The sequence below is a fragment of the Bacteroidota bacterium genome (genome assembly GCA_016721765.1).
In the GTDB taxonomy this organism is placed as follows: Bacteria; Bacteroidota; Bacteroidia; order UBA4408; family UBA4408; genus UBA4408.
Genome location: JADKHO010000001.1, coordinates 1053309 through 1076320 on the forward strand (window position 1 = coordinate 1053309; position 23012 = coordinate 1076320).

9 protein-coding genes are annotated in these 23012 nt (G+C 40.5%); 7 read left to right on the plus strand and 2 right to left on the minus strand.

Going from position 1 to position 23012, the window contains the following annotated elements; all coding sequences use genetic code 11:
• Positions 1 to 9 precede the first annotated feature (9 nt).
• The 7 genes from IPP32_03730 to IPP32_03760 all read left to right on the plus strand — a co-directional run bounded on the left by IPP32_03730 (position 10) and on the right by IPP32_03760 (position 20989).
• Entirely contained in the window at positions 10 to 1911 is a 1902-nt protein-coding gene (locus IPP32_03730; GenBank protein MBL0047189.1) for an OmpA family protein, read from the plus strand.
• Positions 1912 to 2056: 145 nt separating this feature from the next.
• Entirely contained in the window at positions 2057 to 2506 is a 450-nt protein-coding gene (locus IPP32_03735; protein MBL0047190.1) for an ATP-dependent zinc protease, read from the plus strand.
• Positions 2507 to 2626: 120 nt separating this feature from the next.
• Positions 2627 to 3526, plus strand: a complete 900-nt coding sequence (rimK, locus tag IPP32_03740; GenBank protein ID MBL0047191.1) for a 30S ribosomal protein S6--L-glutamate ligase — start codon at positions 2627 to 2629, stop codon at positions 3524 to 3526.
• Positions 3523 to 4479, plus strand: a complete 957-nt coding sequence (locus tag IPP32_03745; protein MBL0047192.1) for a succinylglutamate desuccinylase/aspartoacylase family protein — start codon at positions 3523 to 3525, stop codon at positions 4477 to 4479. Before rimK ends, IPP32_03745 begins: the two co-directional genes overlap by 4 nt.
• Before the next feature lie 385 nt (positions 4480 to 4864).
• Positions 4865 to 17554: a T9SS type A sorting domain-containing protein gene (locus tag IPP32_03750; protein MBL0047193.1), complete on the plus strand. Its 12690-nt coding sequence runs from the start codon at positions 4865 to 4867 to the stop codon at positions 17552 to 17554.
• Between the two features lie 137 nt (positions 17555 to 17691).
• Entirely contained in the window at positions 17692 to 18747 is a 1056-nt protein-coding gene (locus IPP32_03755; GenBank protein MBL0047194.1) for a tetratricopeptide repeat protein, read from the plus strand.
• A 193-nt stretch (positions 18748 to 18940) separates the two neighbouring features.
• The gene (locus tag IPP32_03760) at positions 18941 to 20989 is read left to right on the plus strand and encodes an OmpA family protein (GenBank protein MBL0047195.1); all 2049 of its coding nucleotides are present in this window, start codon (positions 18941 to 18943) and stop codon (positions 20987 to 20989) included.
• Positions 20990 to 21074: 85 nt separating this feature from the next.
• Here the strand turns inward: IPP32_03760 and IPP32_03765 are convergent, their stop codons facing one another.
• Both IPP32_03765 and IPP32_03770 read right to left on the minus strand, forming a co-directional pair.
• A complete protein-coding gene (locus IPP32_03765; protein MBL0047196.1) occupies positions 21075 to 22037 on the minus strand; it encodes a hypothetical protein in 963 nt (320 codons plus the stop codon).
• A gap of 16 nt (positions 22038 to 22053) precedes the next feature.
• Positions 22054 to 23001, minus strand: coding sequence for a hypothetical protein (locus tag IPP32_03770; protein MBL0047197.1), 948 nt, complete (start codon positions 22999 to 23001; stop codon positions 22054 to 22056).
• Positions 23002 to 23012 lie beyond the last annotated feature (11 nt).

Here is a 23012-nt window from a genome sequence, read left to right on the forward strand (position 1 = left end):
TTATTTCCTATGAAGAAAACACTCAGCTTACTAATTCCCTGCCTATTCATTGCTATATTATGGAGCGGATGTACTGCTTACTACCTTAAAAAAGCCAACCGCGAATACGAGTCGTTTAATTATGTTTCGGCAATCGATGGTTACAAAAAAGTACTGAAATCGAAAGTCACGGACGAAGCACAAATTCGCCTTGCAGATAGCTATCGCCAAATAAATAAATCAGACAAGGCAGAAGAAGTGTATGCAGAAGTAGTGAAAATTAAAGGAGTGGATCCAATCAATTATTTGTATTACGCCAAAGCATTGATAAATAATGGAAAACGTGACGCCGCAAAACCGTGGTTGGATAAATATATTTCTTTAAAACCAGATGACAAAACTGCACAAGCAATGCGAGATGCCAACAACAATCCCGCTTCTATAACATCTGAAGAGGGTTTATTTAAAATTGATATGGCAAGCATTGATGGGCTTACCTCCTGTTTTGGTGCATTAGAAAGAAAGGATGAAGTAATTTTTTCAGGACAAACTTCGGTAGGAATTGGTGGAAAAAAAGATGAATGGTCAGGCGAGTCCTACTACGATATTTATACATCCAAAAAATCAGGAACTACCTGGAGTAAACCACAAGGAATTGAAGGAGATGTAAATGGCATATATCATGAAGGCCCAGCTACGTTTAACAAAACTGGTGATGAAATGTACTTTACAAGAAGCAATTACTTTAAAAAGAAATTGAAGGCAAGCAGCAAAAGTGAAAACAACCTCAAAATATTTAAAGCCAAATTGGTAAACGGTAAGTGGGAAGGCAATGAAGAAATGCCATTTAACAGTGATGAATATTCTGTTGGGCACCCTTCCTTATCTGCCGATGGAAAAACGCTTTATTTTACAAGCGATATGCCTGGTGGGAAAGGCAGTTCAGATATTTACTTTAGTAAATGGGAGGGGGCTAAATGGAGCAAACCTGAAAATATGGGACCCGAAATAAATACTTCTGGAAAAGAGTCCTTTCCATACGTGCATGATGAAGACAGTTCTTTTTATTTTTCATCCGATGGAAACTTGAGTTTAGGTGGTTTAGATATTTTTAAATGCAAATGGGATGGTAGTCATTGGAGCAATCCCGAAAATATTAAAGCACCCCTCAACTCACAAAAAGACGATTTCGCACTATCCATTAAATCAGACGGAAAAGGTGGTTACCTATCAAGCAACAGAGGCGGAGAGGATAGAATTTATGAATGGGCACCGATTCCACCGGTTGAGCCTGTTTACACTACAGAAGGTGTTATTACAGATAAGGCAACCGGAAAGCCGTTACCGGGAGCAAAAGTGGTATTTAAAAATATGGACGAAGGAACCGAAGAGTTTGTAATTGCCGATGAAAACGGAAAATATAAATATACCATCAAGCCAAATACACATTACGATATTGTAGCATCTAAGGACCTGTATTTTGTTAAGAAGGACAAAGTGTTTGTGCCAAAATCAAAACTAGGAGAAAGCATAACAAAGGACCTTGCTCTAGAGCCTATTATTATCGACAAACCAATTGTAATTGAGAATATTTACTACGATGTTGCAAAATGGGACATCCGTCCTGAAGCCGCATTAGAGCTCGATAAACTGGTGCAATTCCTAAAAGATAATGCTAAAATTAATATCGAATTAAGCTCTCATACCGATTGTCGCGCCTCAAATCAATACAACCTAACCCTTTCGGAAAAAAGAGCAAAATCTGCTGTCGATTACCTAATTAGTAAAGGTATTGAAGCGGCTCGTTTGAAAGCTAAGGGATACGGTGAAACCAAGCTGCTAAACAAGTGTGCCGACGGAGTTACCTGTACCGATGAAGAACACCAAATGAACCGCAGAACTGAAATAAAGGTTCTTAAAATTACAGGATAATCGGTCAAAAAATTATACTAGTTCCAAGCGTTGACGCTTGAAACAAAAACAAGGTTGTTTCAAGCGTCAACGCTTGGAATGAAAACATCTGCACGCTTGGAATGAAAACACCTTAAATTCTTTTTATTATTTTGCATGAAAATAAATTCATGTGGCAACAAAATCCATCCAAGTAATTGGAAGAAGAGAAAAGATTTCATTTCCCGAGTTAGAACTTAAGGATGTAACCGCAAAAATAGATACAGGTGCCTATACTGCTGCCTTGCATTGCAGTAAAATTTGGACCGAAGAAAATGAAAAGGGAACTTTGCTTTGCTTCAAACTGCTCGACGAATCACATCCTAATTACAATCAAAGAACCTATTGTTTTGAAATTTTTGGAAAGCGAAAAATTAAAAACTCAAGTGGTGTTTTCGAAAGTCGATTCACAATTAAAACACCGATAAAAATCGGAAGAAAAAAAATTCAAGCCAGCATTTCGCTCACCGATAGAGGAGGAATGAAATATCCTGTTTTGATTGGCCGCAAGCTTCTGAATAAGCGATTTGTTGTAGATGTTTCTCAACTGAACCGGCTTGAAAAAAAAATCAAATAATTTTTATTTGTAAAATCGATTGTGTTATTTTATCGAGCATTCCTTATGGAGATAATGAGTTGTCATACAAAAAATCTAAACATACATTCGGCTCAGTTTTAAAAGAGAGAAATACAGCTAATGAAAATAGCAATATTATCGCGTAATGCAGAATTATACTCTACCAAACGAATTGTTGCAGCAGGACAATTGCGTGGGCACGAAATGCTTGTTATCGATCACCTCAAATGCATGCTGGTGATTGAAAAGGGAAAGGCAAAAGTATTTTACAAAAACGAAGAAATTATTGGTGTCGATGCCATCATTCCTCGCATTGGTGCTTCTGTTACTTTTTATGGTGCAGCGGTAGTGCGGCAGTTTGAAATGATGAAAGTGTTTACAGCCACCGAATCACAAGCCTTAGTGCGTAGTCGTGATAAGTTGCGCAGCTTGCAATTGTTGGCTCGTGCAGGAGTAGGAATGCCTAAAACAGCTTTCGCATCCTCTGCTAAAAACATTGATTTAATATTAGAGGAAATTGGGGGTTTGCCAGTTGTGATAAAGCTTTTGGAAGGAACGCAAGGTATTGGTGTGGTGCTGGCAGAAACGTATAATTCTGCAAAATCAATGTTTGAAGCTTTTCTGGATTTGGATGCAAATATTTTGGTGCAGGAATTTATAAAAGAAGCAAATGGTGCGGATTTACGGGTGTTTATAGTAGATGGAGAAGTGGTGGGAGCCATGCGACGACAAGGAAAATCCGATGAATTTAGGAGTAACTTACACCGCGGCGGAGTGGCACAACTGGTGAAACTCAGCAAAGAGGAAAAGCGTACCGCTTTAAAATGTGTAAAAAAATTGGGCCTTTCCATTGCCGGTGTCGATATGCTGCAGAGCAAGCGTGGCCCGCTGGTGTTGGAAGTTAACTCTTCGCCGGGACTCGAAGGAATTGAAGGCGCAACAAAAGCAGACATCGCCGGAAAAATAATTGAATACGTAGAGCGAAATGTAAATATTCATCATTCTGAAAAGCCTTTATGAAAGATACGGAAGCACTTGAAATTTGCGGAAAAGTAATTCAACCGGGTGAGAGCCTTCACTTTAATTTAACCAGTTATCGCCTTCCCATTTCCGATATGTTAGACACACCGGTATATGTGTTCCGATCCTTAAAACCCGGACCCATTGTGCTTTTGCAAGGCGGCATGCATGGCAATGAAACCAACGGAGTTGAAATTGTGCGTCAATTGGTAAGTCGACACGGAATTAAAAATCCCATTATGGGGACAATCATCGCCATTCCCATTTTAAACATTGCAGGCTTCATCGCAGGTACACGCGATCTGCCCGATGGGCGCGACCTCAATCGTTGTTTTCCGGGAAGTAAAAATGGATCCTTGGGCAGCAGAATCGCTTACAGTTTAACCAAAGAAATTTTGTCTCAAATTGACCTGGGTATTGATTTTCATACCGGTGGCGAAAAAATAAATAATTACCCGCAGTTGCGCTGCAGTTTTGAAGATGCACTTGCATTGGAATACGCCAAAGTGTTTCACCCTCCCTTTATTTTAAACTCACCTTATCGCGATAAATCTTTCCGCAGAGAAGCCGCAAAAAACAACAAACCTATTTTGGTTTATGAAGCCGGTGAATCCCTCCGATTTACGAAGCTCGCAGTAGAACAAGGCGTGCAGGGAACACTTCGCTTGCTGAATCATTTAGGAGTTTGTTCCATTCCTGTTCCAAAAGTAGACCACACCATTATTTTAAGCAGTACTTCCTGGATTCGAGCCCGAAAAGCAGGCCTTTTTCGCACCACAAAAAAGTATGGTTCTTACATCGAAAAAGATGAAATCATAGGCACCATTTCCGACCCTTACGGAGAAAAGGAATATGACTTAAAAGCACCGGCAGATGGGTTCTTAATAGCCATCAACAACAAACCTGTAGTAAACGAAGGTGATGCCCTCATCCATGTAGGCATCGAAAAGTAATAAATGAGTTTATCCCCCTCTGGAGAGGGGGCAGGGGAAGGCAAGCACCTAACACCTCCAAAAAATATATCCCCCTCCGGAGGGGGCTGGGGGAGGCAACCACATTAAATGCAATCCCAAAGTATCTTTTAAAAAAAAATAAAACACCATAAGTAACCCCAAAACAAGTACTTGTCGGACTTGTTAACAAAAAACAGCCTTATGAACAAAAAACACCACTCGCCGAAATAAAACGCATTTCAACGAATAAAAATTAATTGTAGGGCATATTCGACAAAATCGATTTGTTTTTGTGAAATTGATTTCTAATTTTACCCACATCAATTTTTAGGTATTGTATATCCCTTAATCATTTTCAACTTAATATTAACTTAACTTAACAAACATGAACAACCACTACAAATCAGTGAGAGCCTCAGTCACACGATGGCTCATGAGTCTGGCGGTACTGACGGTACTCTGGACAACGAATGCGTATGCTTTGATTCCCGTAACAGTAAGCGGAACTGCAGTAACCAGCCCAGCGTTGTCGGGTAGTTACACAGATTTAGCAACTGCTCTTTCGGCGGTGAATGCAATTAACTCTTACAGTACACCAGGAACAATTATCTTGACATGTACCGGTGGAAATTCAGAAACAGCTCCGGCTACTGGTTTTTTTATTGGAAGTGCATCTTTAAATCCATTATTAAGTGCAACCAATACAATTACCCTTGTTGCCTCAGGTGGTGCAGTAACCATTAATGCAGGTGTGGGAACAGTAACTCCGACAAGTGCAACACCAGACGGTATGTTTAGTTTACGTGGTGCAGATTTTGTTACCATTGATGGCTTAACATTTACAGATGGTAACGCAGCCAACCCAGCAACAATGGAATTTGGAATTGCCCTCTTTAAAGGAGGAGCAGCTGACGGTTGTAACAACAATACCATTCAGAACTGTACTATTAACATGCAAAGAATAAACAATGCTACAGGCACTTCACCAATGGTGGAAGGTGCTGTTGGTATTTTGGTAATTAACTCTACTGCAACTGCAGCTACTACGGTTTTAACTCCAACTAATGGAGGTACATTAGCCAACAACGGAACAAACTCCGGTAATAAATTTTATACCAATACAATTAATTCCGGAAACTACGGTATTGCCTTAAGTGGATTTGCTGCTTCAGCAGGTACTGGACCTGCTCCAAATGCTGCAACTTTTTTGGGTGACTTAGGAAATGACTTGGGAGGTACAGCCTTAGGAACAGGAAACACAATCTTAAATTTTGGTGGAGGCGCTGCAGCTAACCCTTCTGCAGGTATTAGAGCCAACCAACAATGGAGCATTAATATTCGCTTTAATACTGTAAACAATAATAATGGCTCTGGCGTTAACCATGCTACTACCTTTAGAGGTATTTATACTCAAGCCGGCGCATCAGGAAACGCTACAATAAGTGACAACATTGTTACACTTCAAAGTGGTGCAACTACCAGTGCAATGAATGCTTTGGAAAATGCAATAGGTAGTACGGCAGCAGCCAACACAATTAACATCAACAATAACACTATTCGTTTGGCTTATACTACTGCGACTTCCGGAGTTATGTCTGCCATAACCAATAGCTCAACAGCTGCCACCGTTAATATTAATAACAATAATATACAAGGTGTTCCTGCAACAAACTATCCTTCAACGGGTACCATTGCTGTAATTGTAGGTGGTAGCCCTGGAGGACCATTAAATATTACAAATAACACCGTTTCAAACTTTACTATGACCGGCGCATCCGGAACTCTTAGAGCTATTACCGCTTCAACCCCAACCGGCTTATACACGGTTACAGGAAATACAGTTGAGAATCTAAGCTATACCTTGGCAGCATCAACAGGAAGCATCACGGGTATTTATAATTTGGCTAGCGCAACACTTCAAAACGTAAATTCAAACATCATACGAAATTTCTCAACGCCAACTACGGGAACCTTAAACGGAATTCAAAACAATACGGTAGGAGGAACTTTTCAATGTAAAAACAATCAAATTTATAATTTCTCTACAACTGCCGGTGGTGCCGGTGGTTTTAGTGCTAATGGTATTACCTGGTCAAACGCAACTTGCGACCTGAGCAATAATATTATTTATTCCATAAACAGCACTGGAACTACAGGCGGTACAGGCGGTACTATTAACGGTATTACACACTCCGGTGCTGCAACCGTTAGTGGAAATGCCATTTATAATCTGTCATCTAATAGTACCAATGCTGTTATCACAGGCTTAACAGTAGCTGCAACAGGGACAAATAATATTAGGAATAACATTATCGGTGATTTGAGAGCCCCATTCTCCACAGGGAATATTGCAATTAGCGGAATCTTAGTTTCCAGTGGTACTACCAATAATATTTACCATAATACTGTAAATCTTGCTGCAACTACTTCCAGTGCAACTACATTTGGTTCTAGCGCAATTTATTTCAGCAGTTCATCACCTGTAAACAATTTGAAGAACAATATATTTGTGAATACTTCAAACCCTGGACCAACAGGTGGATTTACAGCTGCAATTCGTTACACGATTGCACCTACAACTACTAACTTCCCAATTGCAAACAACAATAACTTTTACTATGCAGGAGCTGCAGCCGCAAACAGAGTAATTTATTGCGAAGGTAGTAGTGCTGCCCCTACAAATGGACAGCAAACCATTGCTAACTATAAAACCTACATCAGCACCACGCTTCCTGCTGCGGGCCGCGAAGGTTCATCGGTTTCAGAAGTTCCAAACTGGGCTTCTACAACCGGATCAAACCCAATTACAAATTTCTTGCAATACAACACAGGGGTTGCTACTCAAGCTGAACAAGGTGGAGCCTTAGGTACTGGTATTACAACCGACTACACTGGAACAACAGTGCGTTGCCCTGGTGGCGGATGCCCTGGAACAACAGCTACTCCGGATATGGGAGCTTGGGAATTAAACGGACTTTTAGCTGACTTTTCAGCTCCGGTAATTACCTATACTACTTTGGCGAATACCGATTGTTTTACTGACAGAACGCTATCCGCAACTATTTCAGATGCTAGTTTAGTTAATACAACACTTGGAACAAAACCACGTTTGTATTACAAAAAATCAACAAATGCAAATACTTATGTAGATAATACAAATGGTACAGATGGATGGAAATATGTAGAAGCAACAAATGCCTCGTCGCCTTTTTCTTTTACAACAAATTACTCCTTGCTATTTGGAGGATCACCAATTTTAACAGACGTGATTCAATATTTTGTGGTAGCACAAGATTTAGCTGGCACCCCTAATACGGGATTAAATAGCGGTATTTTTGCTGCGGCTCCTTCTAGCGTTGCATTAACAAGTGCTGCTTTTCCTTTAACAGGAACAATTAATAGCTATACATTAATTCCTTCCGGTTTAAGCGGTACGGTTACTATTGGCGCTGCCGGAACTTACACAAGTTTGACAGGTGCCGGCGGTTTGTTTAGTGCAATTAATACCAGTGGTTTATCTGGAAATTTAATTGCAAACATTATAGACTTAAGTGTTACTGAAACAGGTGCTAATGCATTGAATCAAGCTCTAAATTTAGGTTGTAGCCCATCAAATTATACAGTAACAATTAAGCCAAATGCCTCAGGAACAGTGCTAACTGGATCAGTTGCAACCGGAGCCATCATTAAATTAAATGGAGCTGATTATGTAACAATTGACGGAAGTACAAGTGGCGGTTCAGATAGAAGTTTATCTATTATAAACACGACAACTACAACTTCCGGAAATGCTGTTGTGTGGTTGGCATCACCTGCTTCTGGCAATGGAGCAACCAACAACACAATTAAGAATTGCATAATTGAAGGAAATGCCGCTACAACAACTTTTACCGGTATTCATATTGGTGGTAATACAACGATTGGTTTAACGTCTGCGGGTACTGAACGAAACAATACCAATACAGTGAATAATTGTTTGTTCCGTAAAGCTCAATACGGTATTACAACTTTTGGCTATTTGGCTGGAAGTGGTGACCAAAATTTGGTTATTACAAATAACAATTTTGGAACTGCTGTTGCTGGTGAAGGATTTAGCATTGAGGCTTTGCACTCTGACCGATCAGAAACAATGCTTGTAAATGGTAACGAATTTCAAAACATTTTTGGAACTGGTTCACCTGCAGGCGTTCGTTTACTAGACTTTAAATCAGGAGTTTTTACCAAAAACAAAATCCACGATGTATTATACACAGGGGCTTCAACTAATAAGTATTACGGACTAATTGTTAGCAGTTCATCTTTTACCACTGTGGGTAACCCTTCATTGGCATTGATTGCAAATAATTTTGTTTATGCTATTAACGGAAACGGAACTAGCGGTGTTTGGAATTCAACCGGTATATTAGCTAGTGTTGGTTATGGCGATAGATATTATCACAATACCATTGACATGTCGGGCCAATTGAATAACTCAGCTTCAGGATTGTCCGCTGCATTTGCAAATGGGGATGGAAATATTGGAGGGTTTTGTAACAATATTGATGTAAGAAATAATATTTTTAACCTAACCGGATCATCCCTTGGTGGGAATGTTTGGGCGTATACAACCCAAGCAACCAACTTCACAGGTGCAACAGTAAATTATAACTTACTCAATTGTGCAGGAACAGGTGCAACCAATAATACAGGTCGTTTTAATGGGGTTAGTTATGCAACTTTAGCGTTGTGGCAGGCCGGTTCAGGTGTGGATGCAAACTCAACTAACATCGTACCCGTATTTACTTCTGCTACTGATTTACACTTAGTTGGGGTAAATAATATTACATTAAGTTCACTTGGAACAAATTTATCAGCAACTGTAACTGATGATATTGACGGTGAATCACGACCAGCTGCGCCGGAAATGGGAGCGGATGAATTTATTTTGGTGACCTGCTCTACACCGGTTGGGGGAACAATTACCCCGGGAACTGCTAGTGCATGTAACAACGGAACCTATACTATGTCTTCCGTTGGAAGTACTACAGGCTTGGGTATCTCTAATCAGTGGGAAATTTCTGCAGTGGGTGGCGGTGTTGGTTTTGCAAGTGTTAGTGGTGGCACAGGTGCTACAACAGTTGCTTACACAACTGGTACCTTAACTACTGGAATGTATTATTACCGTTTAGCTGTTACTTGTTCGTTTACTGCAACAACAGTATATTCTAACGAATTAACCTTAACGGTAAATCCACAACCTTCAGTTTCTGTTACACCAACTACAGGATCAATTTGTAATCCGGGTGGAACTCCAATTGCGTTGGGTGCTTCGGGGGCGGTAACTTATTCATGGGCTCCGGCATCTGGCTTATCTGCAACAACAGGTACAAATGTATCTGCCAATCCAAGCTCAAACACAACTTATACTGTAACCGGAACAGATGCTAATAACTGTACGAATACTGCTACAGCTGCAATTACATCTGGATTAATACCAACTGCAGTAACTATTACCCCTCCTGCACCATCCTTGTGTTCAAGTGGACCAATTTTGTTAACAGCTTCTGGTGGTACTGTAGGTGGCAGTGGAACTGCGACAATTGGAGCAGGGGTTAGTGTAACGGGCGCAACAGCGCAACCAACAGCTTTTTGTAATAGATGGCCGTCTTATCGTATGCAAACAATATTTACCGCTGCAGAATTAAGTGGTCAAGGAATAACTGCTGGAAGTAACCTTACTTCAATGGCTTTTGATATTACTACATTGGGTAGTGCAGCAAGCAATGATATGATTGTGAAAATTGGGCATACTTCATTATCTGCTTTAACAGCATTTGAGGATTCAACAGTTGGATTTACAACAGTATTCCCAACTCAAAACTATACTCATTCTGCAACAGGTCTTCAAACAATACCATTCTCAACCAATTTTACTTGGAACGGTACATCAAATATTATTGTTCAAGTAACCCAGAACGGTGCCGATTTATCTAATAATTCAACCACCCGGTTTACAACTACAGCTGGAAATACAGTGGCCCATTCCGATTTCAATGGTAAGGGAGCTTCTGCCACCCTAAGTACTACCCGATTAAACGTAGTATTTGGATATAATTCATTAGCAAACCCAACATGGAGTTGGGCTCCGGGTGCAACATTAGATGTTACTAATACTGCTGCAGTTACGGCTACACCAACTATTACAACAACTTATACTGCTACAGCAACCGTAAATGGATGCAGTAATTCCAATACTGTAACCGTAACAATTGGTAATCCATTGGTGGCATTACCTGCAACAACAAGTGCCACACGTTGTGCTGGTACTAATTTTACAGTAACAGCTAACTCAACAGGAGGAGGCGCACCTTTTAATTATGCATGGTCTGATGGTGTTGGAGGCATTTACCCTAACGCAGCGACAATTACAGCAAATTTAGCTAATGGTACTTATGCTTTTAGCTGCACCATTACCGATGGTTGTGGTGGAAATGTTGTTTCTTCTGCTTCAGTTGTTGTTAATGCATTACCAACTGTAGGTGTTACTCCGGGAACAGCAACCTACTGTACACCGGGTAGTCCGGTTGCATTAGCAGCAAGTGGTGCATCAACCTATGCATGGGGACCAGCATCTGGATTAAGTGCTACTACAGGTAGTTCTGTAACAGCAAGTCCGTCAAGTGCTACTACTTATACAGTAACAGGAACCGATGGTAACGGTTGTGTTAATACAGCAACTGCAGTTATTAGCACAGGTGTTGCACCTACAATTGGCACACCTACAGCTACTCCACCTGCAATATGCTTTGGAGGGAATTCACAACTTAATGTTACGGCATCTTTACCTGTAACGCCTGCAAGCTATACTTTCGCAGCTTCAACAGGAACCTACACGGCTTTGGTTGGTGGAACAAACAGCACAGCAACAGGTGATGATGGTACACAAGCAGCCATTAGCATTGGGTTTAACTTTGTATACGCTGGAACAACATTTACACAATTCGGTATCTCTACCAATGGTGTAGTGCAATTGGGTGCTACCGTTGCCGGTTCCTTGTGGACAAACTCACTTGCAACAGTTGCTTCTAATATTTTGGCTCCAATGTGGGATGACAACAACAGAAGCACCGGAACAATATCTTACTTAACAACTGGTTCAGTTGGAAGCAGAGTATTGACGGTTGATTTTAATAACGTTTCAATTGGAGATGACGGAACCGGATTCGGTTCAACCTTAAATCCTGTTTCTCAATACCAAGTGCAATTGTTTGAAGGAACAAATGAAATTAAGTTTATATATGGTAACCTTGTTCCTAACAGTATCACAGCTTCAATTGGTATTAATGGAGCGGTTGGTCAGTTTATTAGTGTAACACCAGCAGTTACTCCAACAACTTCAACTGTAACTGCAAATAATGGTATCAATACAGCAACGGATTTACCAAGTGGAACAGTTTACACGTTTACTCCTCCCGTTGCAGCTGTTACTTATAGCTGGTCACCGGCTACTTTTTTATCAGCTACCAATATTGCCAATCCAATGGCAGTAGGCGTAACCGCAACAACAACCTATACGGTTGATGTTGCAGCTTCTGGTTGTATATCGCAAGGAACAGTAACTGTTACAACAGGCTCAGCAGTTGTTGTTGCACCTACTGCAACTCCTCCTGCACCGCCGGCATCAGTTTCCAACTATGCATTCAGTTCTGGAACAGGAGCTTCATTATTATCAATAAGTTCACCTACTGTGTTAACGACTGTAACAGCTGGTAGTTTAGATGATGGTTCAAATCCTATTACACCATCACCGGCATTTAGTTTCCCTTATGCCGGAGCATCCTATGTAGATTTTTCTGCGAATACAAATGGATGGTTAAAACTTGGAAGTGCAACACCTCCTTCTAACATTCCTTCTTCATTAACTTCAATTGCAACAAATGGTATTTATGCTTTTGGTAGAGATGCAAATATGAATGTTTCAGATGGTGGAAATTTAACACATGGTGCTGCAACAGGTGGAAAATATGTATTTCAATTTACAAATAATTCAGGTGGATCTGGTGGTGGAACAAGTTCTTCTGCTTACATAACCATGCAAATTGTATTGTGGGGTAATGCAAGTTCTAGCCCTGGTAAAATTGAAATAATTTACGGTTCAAGTATTGGTTCTACTGCCTCTAACGGTACCATTGGCATTTCAACCGGCAGCACTTTCTTTAATGCTGTTACTGGAAATAACTCTGTAACCACTACCGCTGCTGCTTACCCAGCATCCGGTACTGTTTATACATTTACACCGCCATCTATAACTCCGTGTCCAAATACAACTTGGCAATTAGCGGCCAATGCAAGTGGAGGAGGAGCACCATATGTTTATTCATGGGTTCCAACGGCAGGTATTAGTGATCCAGCTGCTGCAAATCCAACCTTGGTGCCTACAGCAACCACAACATATACCGTATATGTGACAGATGCTTGTTTAGCTTCAACATCTCAAACAGTAACAGTTACCGTTCAAAGTGTGCCGGTTGCAGTTACTCCGGTAACAACTTCACAATGTGGTAGTGCACCAATTACACTTACAGCGAGTGGGGCTACAACCTATACATGGTCTCCAACAACTGATTTAAGTGCTGCTTCAGGCACAAGTGTTGTTGCAACACCAACCGGTTTAACCAATTATGTTAGGGTTTATACAGTTACCGGAACATTGGGAACTTGTACAAACACTGCTACAGCTACGGTTAACTACACAGCTCCAGCTCCAATTTCAATAATCAATAGCAATCCAAATATCTGCGGAACCGGCGGAGGTGTTTCTACCTTAACAGTGGTAGATGCCGGACCTTCTTATACTAGCTATACTTGGACACAATCATTACCGGGAACCTTAAGTTCTACCACAGGAAGCCCTGTTACTGCAACAATCACAGAAACAACCGGCTACACTGTTACAGCAACAGATGGAGTTTGTACAACAACTGCATCAACAGCAGTTAGTCAATTTGATTTCCCAGTTGTTACTCCAACTGCCGATGCTTCTGTAATTTGCCCAGGAACACAAACAACGCTGAATTCAAATGTAAGCTCGCTTAGTTTTTCAGCATCTTGCAAGACTCCGATTCCTCCGTCACTTACAACTTTAACAAGCCCGGTTACCTTATGTGCCGGAGGTTCAAGTGTTGTTGCTTTAAACGGTGGAAGTTTGGATGATGGATTCTGGAATGCTATTCCTATCGGATTTACATTTAGTTATTTTGGTGTAGATTATACTACACTGAATATCGGTACAAATGGTACAGTCGTTTTTGGTGCCAGTGGATCCACACAATTTAATTTCACAGGTGGATTCCCAAATCTTTCTAATCCTGCAAATACAATTGCAGTTTGTGCACGCGACTTACAATTAGGAGCTACAGGAGGTAGCTTTGGTTTCGGAACAGGTACCATCAAGTATTCAACCGAAGGTGTGTCACCTAACAGAAAATTCATTGTACAATACATTGGTTGCACTACTTGGTATTCTACCAATGCAACAGATGGGTACAATACAGTAGAAGCTGTTTTTTCTGAAACAATCGGTGAAGTGGCTATTCACGTAATTAATTCTTCAAATCCTACTGCAACCACTGGTACATTCATCAACGATACCCGAAATAAATTTATTGGTTTGCAAGATGGTACACAAACTATTGGTGCTACTGCTCCAAATTGTATATCACCAGCACCCAATTATTGGAATGGTGTAGCGGATGAGATTTTAACGCCACAGGCATGGAAATTTGAACCACCACACACCTATACTTTCTTGTGGGGTCCTGCTGGAGAAATCAGTGGGTCTACAACCGGCTCAACTGCAATTGCTGCACCTACAGTACCAGGTGGTAATATCGTTAACTATACTTTAGTAGTTACAGATAATATTACAACTTGCTCCAACAGTGCAAGTCCGGCTATTGTTGCTGTAGACGTAACTGCTGCAACTCCTATTGCTGATTTCGATGTTGATTTAACTAACGGAACATCTGGAGGAGTTTCTACGACTCACGTATTTACGAATAGTACTACTTTGTTGGCGTCTAATACCTATGCTTGGTCATTCAGCCCAGCTACAGTTACTTATGTTGGCGGAACCACAGCTAGTTCTATAAACCCACAAGTTCAGTTTACTGCCCCTGGTCAGTACTCTGTAACACTTGTAGCAACAGGCTGTAATGGTACTGATACTAAAGTATTGACAGATTATATTACTATTACTGCTCAATATTGTGTACCTGTTCAATCTGGAGGTTCTTGTATTACTAATGTTACTATAGGAAGTATAAACAACTCAACTCCTGTTGGATGTGTTACTCCATTCTATTCTGCAGAGGCTGCAACTACTGATATTGCAATTGGCTATGACTACCCTATTTCGGTAACGTTAGGAGCAGCTGGTATTGTTTCAGCATGGATTGATTTTGACCACAACGGAGGCTTTGAAGCTACTGAATGGGTGCAACTTTATACAAGCGCCTCTACAGGTACTGTTACCTTCTCAATTCCAATTACAGCTACTGCGGGTATGACAAAAATGCGCATTCGCTCTAGAGCAACTGGTAGCCCGAATGGTGCAACCGATGCATGTTCAGTATTTGGTTCTGGAGAGACAGAAGATTACGATGTTAATCTAGTTGCTGTTGTTACTCCTCCAAACTGTGTTGTATCGGCAACAATAAATGCTGCTTGTATTACGCAAACATCTATGAGCTGGACTGCTGCAACTGGTTATCCTAAAGGATACAAATTAAGCGTTTACGACAATTTACTAAACTATATTGAGTTTGAGACTAATGTATTCAATGTGTTAAACTACACAATTGCAACTCCATTGTTACCTGCAACTGTTTACAATTATGAAATCATTGCTTACAATGATAATGGTAATGCAACAGGTTGTACTACAGGTACCTTTACTTCCGGTCCTTCTCAGGCAGTTACTCCATCTGTAGCGCTTGCAGCGCCTCCAACTCCAGCAGTTAATTACAACTTAGGTGCTGAAGGAGTTACAGTTCCTGCATTGCCATGCGGAGTTACCGTAGAGAATGCCGATCAACTTGGTACTAGTGCATGGTACACATCAACCATTGCACCGCACAGTGGGACCAAGCACATGCGTATTGATAAAAATCCAGATAACGTAACACCTTTGGATGACTATTTCTTTACCGTGCCAATCAATGTATCAGCTGGAAAAGTATACCGAATTACATGGTGGGATAGAGCGTCTTCAGCGAGCTTTACTGAAAACTATGAGGTACGTATGGCAACCTTGCCTGATGCTTCTACCATGTTAGGCTCAACTCCTGATTTGTTCTCAACAAGTAGTACAACTTATGCTCAAAAACAAGGTACCGATTACCTAGTTCCGGTTGGTGGTAGCGGAGTAGTATATTTCGGATTCCGCGCAACAAGTGGAGCTAACAAAGGAAGTATCTATATTGATGATATCGTTGTGAGCGAAGTTCCGGTTCCGCAAATTAATCCTGTATACTGTACAACTATTCCTAGTATGTATGATCAGATTTTTGTAACCCCAATTCCGGGAGCTACGAACTACCGTTTCAAAATTGTTGGAACAGGTGGTCAGGCAGGATACAATTTCGAACACTATCGTAACAACTCTAACCCTGATTATCGTTTGAAATGGGCTCCGGGTGTGATTTATGGTTACATGTACAATGTTCAGGTTGCATCATTCAAAAGTGGAGTATGGAGTCCTTATGGACCGTCTTGCCCTGTTACATTAGGTGCATTCCCAGCTATTAAGTTGCGTAACAATCCTGCAACAGTTGCTGGTCCTTGCGACTATGTGATCTCGGACTTAAACGACCGTATCTTGACCGATTCATTATCAGGAGCGAACGATTACATGTACAAAATTGTGGAAGATGTACCGGGTGGCGCTTATGATTATGACCATACTTGGCAACGTCAAAGTGGTAACCTTGACTTCCGTTTAGTTTGGGCTTACCAATCTTCTCCGCTAATTGATCGTGTTCGATTCGGTTATAGCTACGATGTTCAAACACGTGCTTTAGTTGGTAAAACCGGAGTTGCTTTTGGTAGCCGTCCGGGTGAATGGGGTCCTTATGGAGTAACTTGTAAGTTAGATTTATCGGCAACTTCTCCAACAACCTCCTTAACCAACTGTAGCATTACTTTAAGCTCACTGAACGATCAAATTTTTACCACTCCGATTACGGGTGCTACAAATTATGAGTACGAGTTTACTGCTCCTGGATACACTGCTGTTGTTTACCGCGGAAGTGGTAATACCGACTACCGATTGATTTGGATTCCAACAAGTCCGTCTGTTCCGGGAGGTGCGCGTTATGCAACAACTTACACTGTGCGCGTGAAAGCCTATGTGGGTGGAGTTTGGTTAAGCTATGGTTCACCTTGTACTGTAACTACTCCGGCAGCGCCAACAACAACTATCTCAACTGTTGGTTTCTGCGGATCAACACTTTCTCCGGGTCAGTTTAGCAGTTTTATAAATTGCACAGCAGTACCGGGAGCGAGCATGTATTCTTTCCGTATTACCAATGTAGGTGGCGTAGCTTACTCAAAAGTAATATACAACTACAATGCTAACACCAGCTTTAGTTTATCACGTACGTTGGTTTGCTGCGGTCAACAAAACTTGTTACCAAATGCAACCTACACCATTGAAGTGGCATACTACGCAGGTGTTTGGAGCGCTTATGGACCAACTTGTACTTTCACAACAGGAGCAACAGTACCTCGTTACTCACCATTTGCTAGCGAAGGTGTAGAAGCAGCTGAAGGAGCACTTAACTTAAGTGTGTATCCAAATCCTGCAACTATAAATGAGCAGTATTCATTAGAGTTACAAGGTATCACAGCTGCAAACGAAAAAGTACAGGTAGCTATTTACAACATGATTGGCGACAGAGTTTACAGAGCTGACGTAATCACCAAAGAGGAAGCAACGTTAACCATTAAACCTGAAATGCAATTGGCAGCAGGAGTTTACATGGCCGAAGCACAACTCAATGGAAATGTTTACCGTGTTAAATTTGTGGTGAAATAATTGAACCACTGAATACCATAAAGGGGCTGTTTCATTTTTGAAACAGCCCCTTTTGTTTTTGACACCAATGACTTGCTAAGAAAAATAGTTGCTGAATCAAAAATGATTGTACTTTTATGCTACAAAAAATAAGCCTTATGAAAAGAGTGTATTTGCTTTTCTTCTTTGCAATGGCAATTAGCGTTGCAACAACAGCACAAATTGACAGTATTGTTAAAGCCAAGATATTAGACGATGGATCACAGGCGGCCGAAAAACTCTATAACAGCGGAATTGCTGATTTTGCAGCAAAAAACTATACTGCTGCATTAGCTAATTTTAATCAAGCTATTGCCTTGCGCGAAGGCTTTGAACGTGCGCTTTTTAACAGAGCCACGACCAAATCGGTGATGAAAGATTTTACGGGTGCAATAATGGATTTTGATAAAGCAATTTCGATTGCACCTGCTGCAGATAGCTACTTTGAAAGAGGACAAGCAAAATATAGCACCGGGATGAAAGAGGAGGCTTTTCAGGATTATAACAAAGCTATTGAATTAAAAACAGACTATACCCAAGCCTACTATTACAGAGCCGGAATAAAATTTGAAAAGGAGGATTACAAAGGCTCTGAAGAGGATTATACCCAAGCGATAAAATGGAAAATTGATTTTGCGTATGCTTATAACGACAGGGGAAGTGCAAGACGCATGCAAGGCAATTTTGATGGCGCAATTGAAGATTATAGCAAAGCAATTAGCCTAAACCCTGAAATTCCATTTGTGTATAATAATCGAGCAAGTGCCAAGCGCAAAAAAGGGGATTTAACGGGTGCTGTTGCTGATTATTCGGAAGCCATTTCCCGAAAACCGGATTATGCAGAAGCATTCAACAACAGAGGAAGTGCCAAATTTGATTCTGGCGACTTTGAGGGATCCATAGTTGATTTTAGTAAGGCAATTGCTCTCAATTCAGCCTATTCCTTTGCATACAACAATAGAGCAGCGGCAAAATATAAGTTAAAAGACTACAGAGGCAGCGCAGAAGATTGTACAAAAGCAATTCAACAAAATGAAAGCTATGGATACGCCTATTTGAATAGAGGAATTGCCCGTGAAATGTTGCGCGAGGAGGAAGGTGCTTGTGAAGATTGGAAAAAAGCGATTGGACTTGGCATTGATGCAGCAAAAAATTATGCCGGTGATTGTAAATAGAGCGAGTGAAAAATGGAGCAATTTTCGGCGGTGAAATTAAAGCATGGTATATGAACAGGGCTCTTGCAATGAAACTAATCAGAATGAGCTAAAAAGCATTAATACGTGGCACATAAGAGATGTTGAATGTGTTGATGTGTTCATTACACCTAAACAGGACAGAATAAATTTGGATAAAACGCAATACAATTTTATGAAGAAATTAATTTATTTGTTGGTTTTGATTGTTTCTGTAAGCCGGGCTCAAAATGTTGATTTTACAAAGGGTAACTTTCCGGATAACAGAGAAGGACTAGAGCAAGCAAAGGACAATCTAGACAAAGGGGATGAGCTTTTTAGTCAAGGAATCTCCTATTATAAAATGGCACTAGATCCCTATTTGCTTGCTAATACATTTAACCCCAATAATGCTTATTTAAATTATAAAATTGGGAGATGTTATTTGTTTTCCAGCACCAAAAAAAAGGCTATAACCTATTTAGAAAAGGCCATTCAACTAAATCCTGCGATAGAGTTTCAATCGGCTTATTACCTTGGATGGGCCTATCAATTGGATTTACAGTTTGAAAAGGCAATTATACAATTTACAAAGTTTACACAAGCAAGTGGTAGCGGGACAGATTTCAAAGATTTACAAGCAGAAGCACAACAACAAATAAAAGAGTGCAAAACAGGTATCGAACTTGTTAAAAAACCAATTCGTGTTTTTATTGACAATGCAGGCCCTGAGGTAAACTCGAAGTATTCAGATTACGGACCGGTAATTTCTGCTGACGAATCGGTAATGCTATTTACTTCTCGACGAGATGGAACAACAGGAGGAGCAATGGATCCCGGAATTAATGAATATATGGAAGATATTTATATCTCTACAAAGCAAAACAACAAATGGTCAAAAGCGGTTAATCTTGGTCCTCCTGTGAATACAAATGATCATGATGCAAATTCAGGACTAAGTGCAGATGGGCAAAAGTTCTTAGTTTACAACGCAACCGGACATGGAGATTTGTATGAAGCCAATTTAATTGGCGATAAATGGGGTGAACCACAACCACTTGGAAGAAATATAAACACAAGCGCTCATGAATCTTCGGCATGTTACGCTCCGGATGGGAAATCGATTTATTTTGTTTCGGATAATCCGGAAACGAGTATAGGCGATCGAGATATTTACATTTCCACGAAGGACGAAAATGGAAAGTGGGGAAAAGCAATAAATCTAGGGCCAACCATAAATACTCCTTATGGAGAAGAAGGAGTATTTATTCATCCTGATGGAAAAACCATGTACTTCAGTTCTGAAGGTCATAATACGATGGGAGGATATGATATTTTTAAGTCGGTGTATGAAAACGGAAAATGGTCGAAGCCTGAGAATTTGGGATATCCTGTTAATACACCAGATAATGATATCTTTTTTGTGATTTCGGCAAGCGGAAAGCACGGCTACTACAGTTCGTATAGTGATAACGGTATTGGTGAAAAAGATATTTTTTTAGTTACCTTTTTGGGAGCCGAAAAACCAATGGTGCTGAATAACGAAGATAATTTGTTAGCCAGCATTGCCGCACCGGTTAAAGAAGTTGTGCTTGCACCAACACTCGAAATAAAGGAAGCGCAACTTACCATCTTGAAAGGTATAGTTAGCGATGCAATCTCAAAGAAGCCATTGGAAGCGACCATCGAAATTGTGGACAATAAACAAAATATTTCCATTGCTTCTTTTACATCCAACAGTGCAAGTGGAAAATATTTGGTATCCCTTCCTGCAGGAAAAAACTATGGAATTGCCGTTAAAAAGGACGGCTATTTATTTCAGTCCGAAAACTTTGATATTCCAGCCTCCGCAGCCTTTCAGCAAGTGGTGAAGGATATCAGTTTAAAAAGTGTTGATATTGGAAGTTCCATCGTACTCAAAAATATTTTCTTCGATAACGGAAAGGCAACGTTACGCTCGGAATCCACGAATGAATTGGAACGACTAGGAAAATTGTTGTATGATAACCCCACATTAAAAATTGAAATTAGTGGACACACAGATAGTAAAGGAAGTGCTGAGCTCAATAAAAAACTAAGTGATGGCCGTGCCAAAGCAGTGGTAGATTACCTCATTGGAAAAGGCATAACAGGCGATAGGCTTACCTATGTTGGCTATGGAAAAGATCAACCGATTGCCAGCAATGATACTGAAGATGGACGTCAGCAAAACAGAAGAACGGAATTTAAAATTATAGGAAAATAAATTTTCCTATAATTTTATCATGTCAACAAAAAGGGCTGTTTTCGTTTTGAAACAGCCCTTTTTGTTGTTCTTTTCTTTTTGAAAATTACCACCATCCACGCACATTGTAAATGGTTACCGGTTTGCTGTAGTAAGAAACACCGATGTCTCGATAGGCCTTTATTCTCGCCTTTTCAATTTCCACATCGCCTTGTCTTTCTTCAAATTTATAGTCCCATTCCTTATCTCCTAGCTCTGTCATGCGTGCACTTATTTCCTTATTCAGGGCAAGTACTTCCGAATAACAGCTTGCATTCGGGTCGATTGAAGCCATAATTACTCCGGCATTTCCTGCACCTTGTGCATTTTGATTTGCATTCCAGGCAGCGCGGGCTTCGGCAAGTTTGGTACCGCATTTAAAATCGTTGTATTTTTTATAGATAGGAGTAGCTGCAGCCATTCCCTTATCGTAACAAGCCTTACACACATCTGGAATAGAGGTAAGTTGGGCAATGGCTGCCTCATAATTTCCGGTAGATGCAGCTCCTTCGGCCGATTTTACAATCGCATCACAACTGGTGTTGTAATAATTGATAATCTTTTTTTGTGCATCTTCCAACATGCTCATGATTCCCGGATCGTTTGGTTTAATCATGCGTAAAGCCTCTATGTAAGCCTTGGTTTCATTGGTTCCAACACCTTTCACAGTTACTGATTTACTTGCGAATTTTTTTCCATCTACCCCATCACCAACAAATAAAGTAACTTCCAGGGTAAGCGCATTCATTGCAGGAGGTCCGGCAATGATGTCCTTTGTAAGTACATTAATATTTGGGGTGATAATAAATCGAGAACCAATTAAACCACCAGTCATACCATTTTGTGTGACTACTTGGCTCAATTTGTTTTTTAGCTGATCTTTTGCAGCCTCCGGAAAGGCCGCTATTTGATCGGAAACATAGGAACTGATTGCAATTCGGTTCAATTCCTCTTTGCTTTGGGCGTATCCTGAATTTGCAAGAGCGAAAGCTACACCCAGCAGAAACATGTTTTTAATTCCTTTTTTCATTTCAGTTTTTTTAAAATTATTTGTCGCCTAATACAATGGTAGCTTGTCCAAGGCCTTTGGTCATTAGCTTATTTGTAATGCCATAAGGAGGAGCTTGCAAAAACTTCTGCAAATCTTTACAAAATCCTCTAGCATCAATTGCTTTACCACCGGCATCGTACAAAGGAATTCGCACTTGCTCAAACAACATCATGTTTTCGGTTGCATCTGTAGTACTGAATCTTCCTTTTTGTGTATTGTCTTTCAACCAGCCTTCAATCACATCTCCCAATTCTTTTCCGCCAAAATCTTTTTCCAAATCACCATCCCAAGAATCGAATTTCTTAACACGTATAATGATTTCGCGCCCATTCGCAAACATATCATCAAAGTGGGTTTGCAAGGAAGCATTAAAGTTATCCAAATGCGCCAATACAGCTTCTTCCAACAAAACCGGTAAGTCTGCAGAAAAGGAGGGAGCTCCGGTTCCAACTGCGGTAGCAACCTGCTTATCGGTGTAAGCATCCAAGCCTTGCAAGTTAAACGTAATTGATTTTTTGGGGCCGGTAGTATTCACCGTCCAAGTTAATTGCATAATAATGTCAGCTTTAGCTGTTTTCTTTAATTTATCAACAGGGCTTTCCGCAACAGCAGCACCGCCTTTACTGGTTAGCATTGCATTTTCAGCACTTTCAGACTCTAGCGTTTTAAGAGCCGATTCCGCATTTTTTAAAGGGAAGCCTCTATCTGCCATTAGGCCATTAATTTTACTTATCACTGTTAGCAAGTCTGCATTTTCCTGAAAAGCTTTTTTGTAATTGGGAACTTTAACTTTGGTTCCTTGATTATCGAATTCCATCATATAGCCGTTCGTATTGCACCACACGTCGCTTGGCAACACCATTATGGTAGGTTTTTTTGCTTGTCCAAAGCTTTGACTTGCCATAAACAAAAGGCATACAAGAAATAAAGAAATTTTTTTCATAGGTAGTTTTT

What these genes read in the sequence shown, in the direction of transcription:
- IPP32_03730 (MBL0047189.1), top strand. Translation starts at nt 10, where the DNA reads ATGAAGAAAACACTCAGCTTACTAATTCCCTGCCTATTCATTGCTATA.
- rimK (MBL0047191.1), top strand. Translation starts at nt 2,627, where the DNA reads ATGAAAATAGCAATATTATCGCGTAATGCAGAATTATACTCTACCAAA.
- IPP32_03745 (MBL0047192.1), top strand. Translation starts at nt 3,523, where the DNA reads ATGAAAGATACGGAAGCACTTGAAATTTGCGGAAAAGTAATTCAACCG.
- IPP32_03750 (MBL0047193.1), top strand. Translation starts at nt 4,865, where the DNA reads ATGAACAACCACTACAAATCAGTGAGAGCCTCAGTCACACGATGGCTC.
- IPP32_03755 (MBL0047194.1), top strand. Translation starts at nt 17,692, where the DNA reads ATGAAAAGAGTGTATTTGCTTTTCTTCTTTGCAATGGCAATTAGCGTT.
- IPP32_03760 (MBL0047195.1), top strand. Translation starts at nt 18,941, where the DNA reads ATGAAGAAATTAATTTATTTGTTGGTTTTGATTGTTTCTGTAAGCCGG.
- IPP32_03765 (MBL0047196.1), bottom strand. Translation starts at nt 22,037, where the DNA reads ATGAAAAAAGGAATTAAAAACATGTTTCTGCTGGGTGTAGCTTTCGCT.
- IPP32_03770 (MBL0047197.1), bottom strand. Translation starts at nt 23,001, where the DNA reads ATGAAAAAAATTTCTTTATTTCTTGTATGCCTTTTGTTTATGGCAAGT.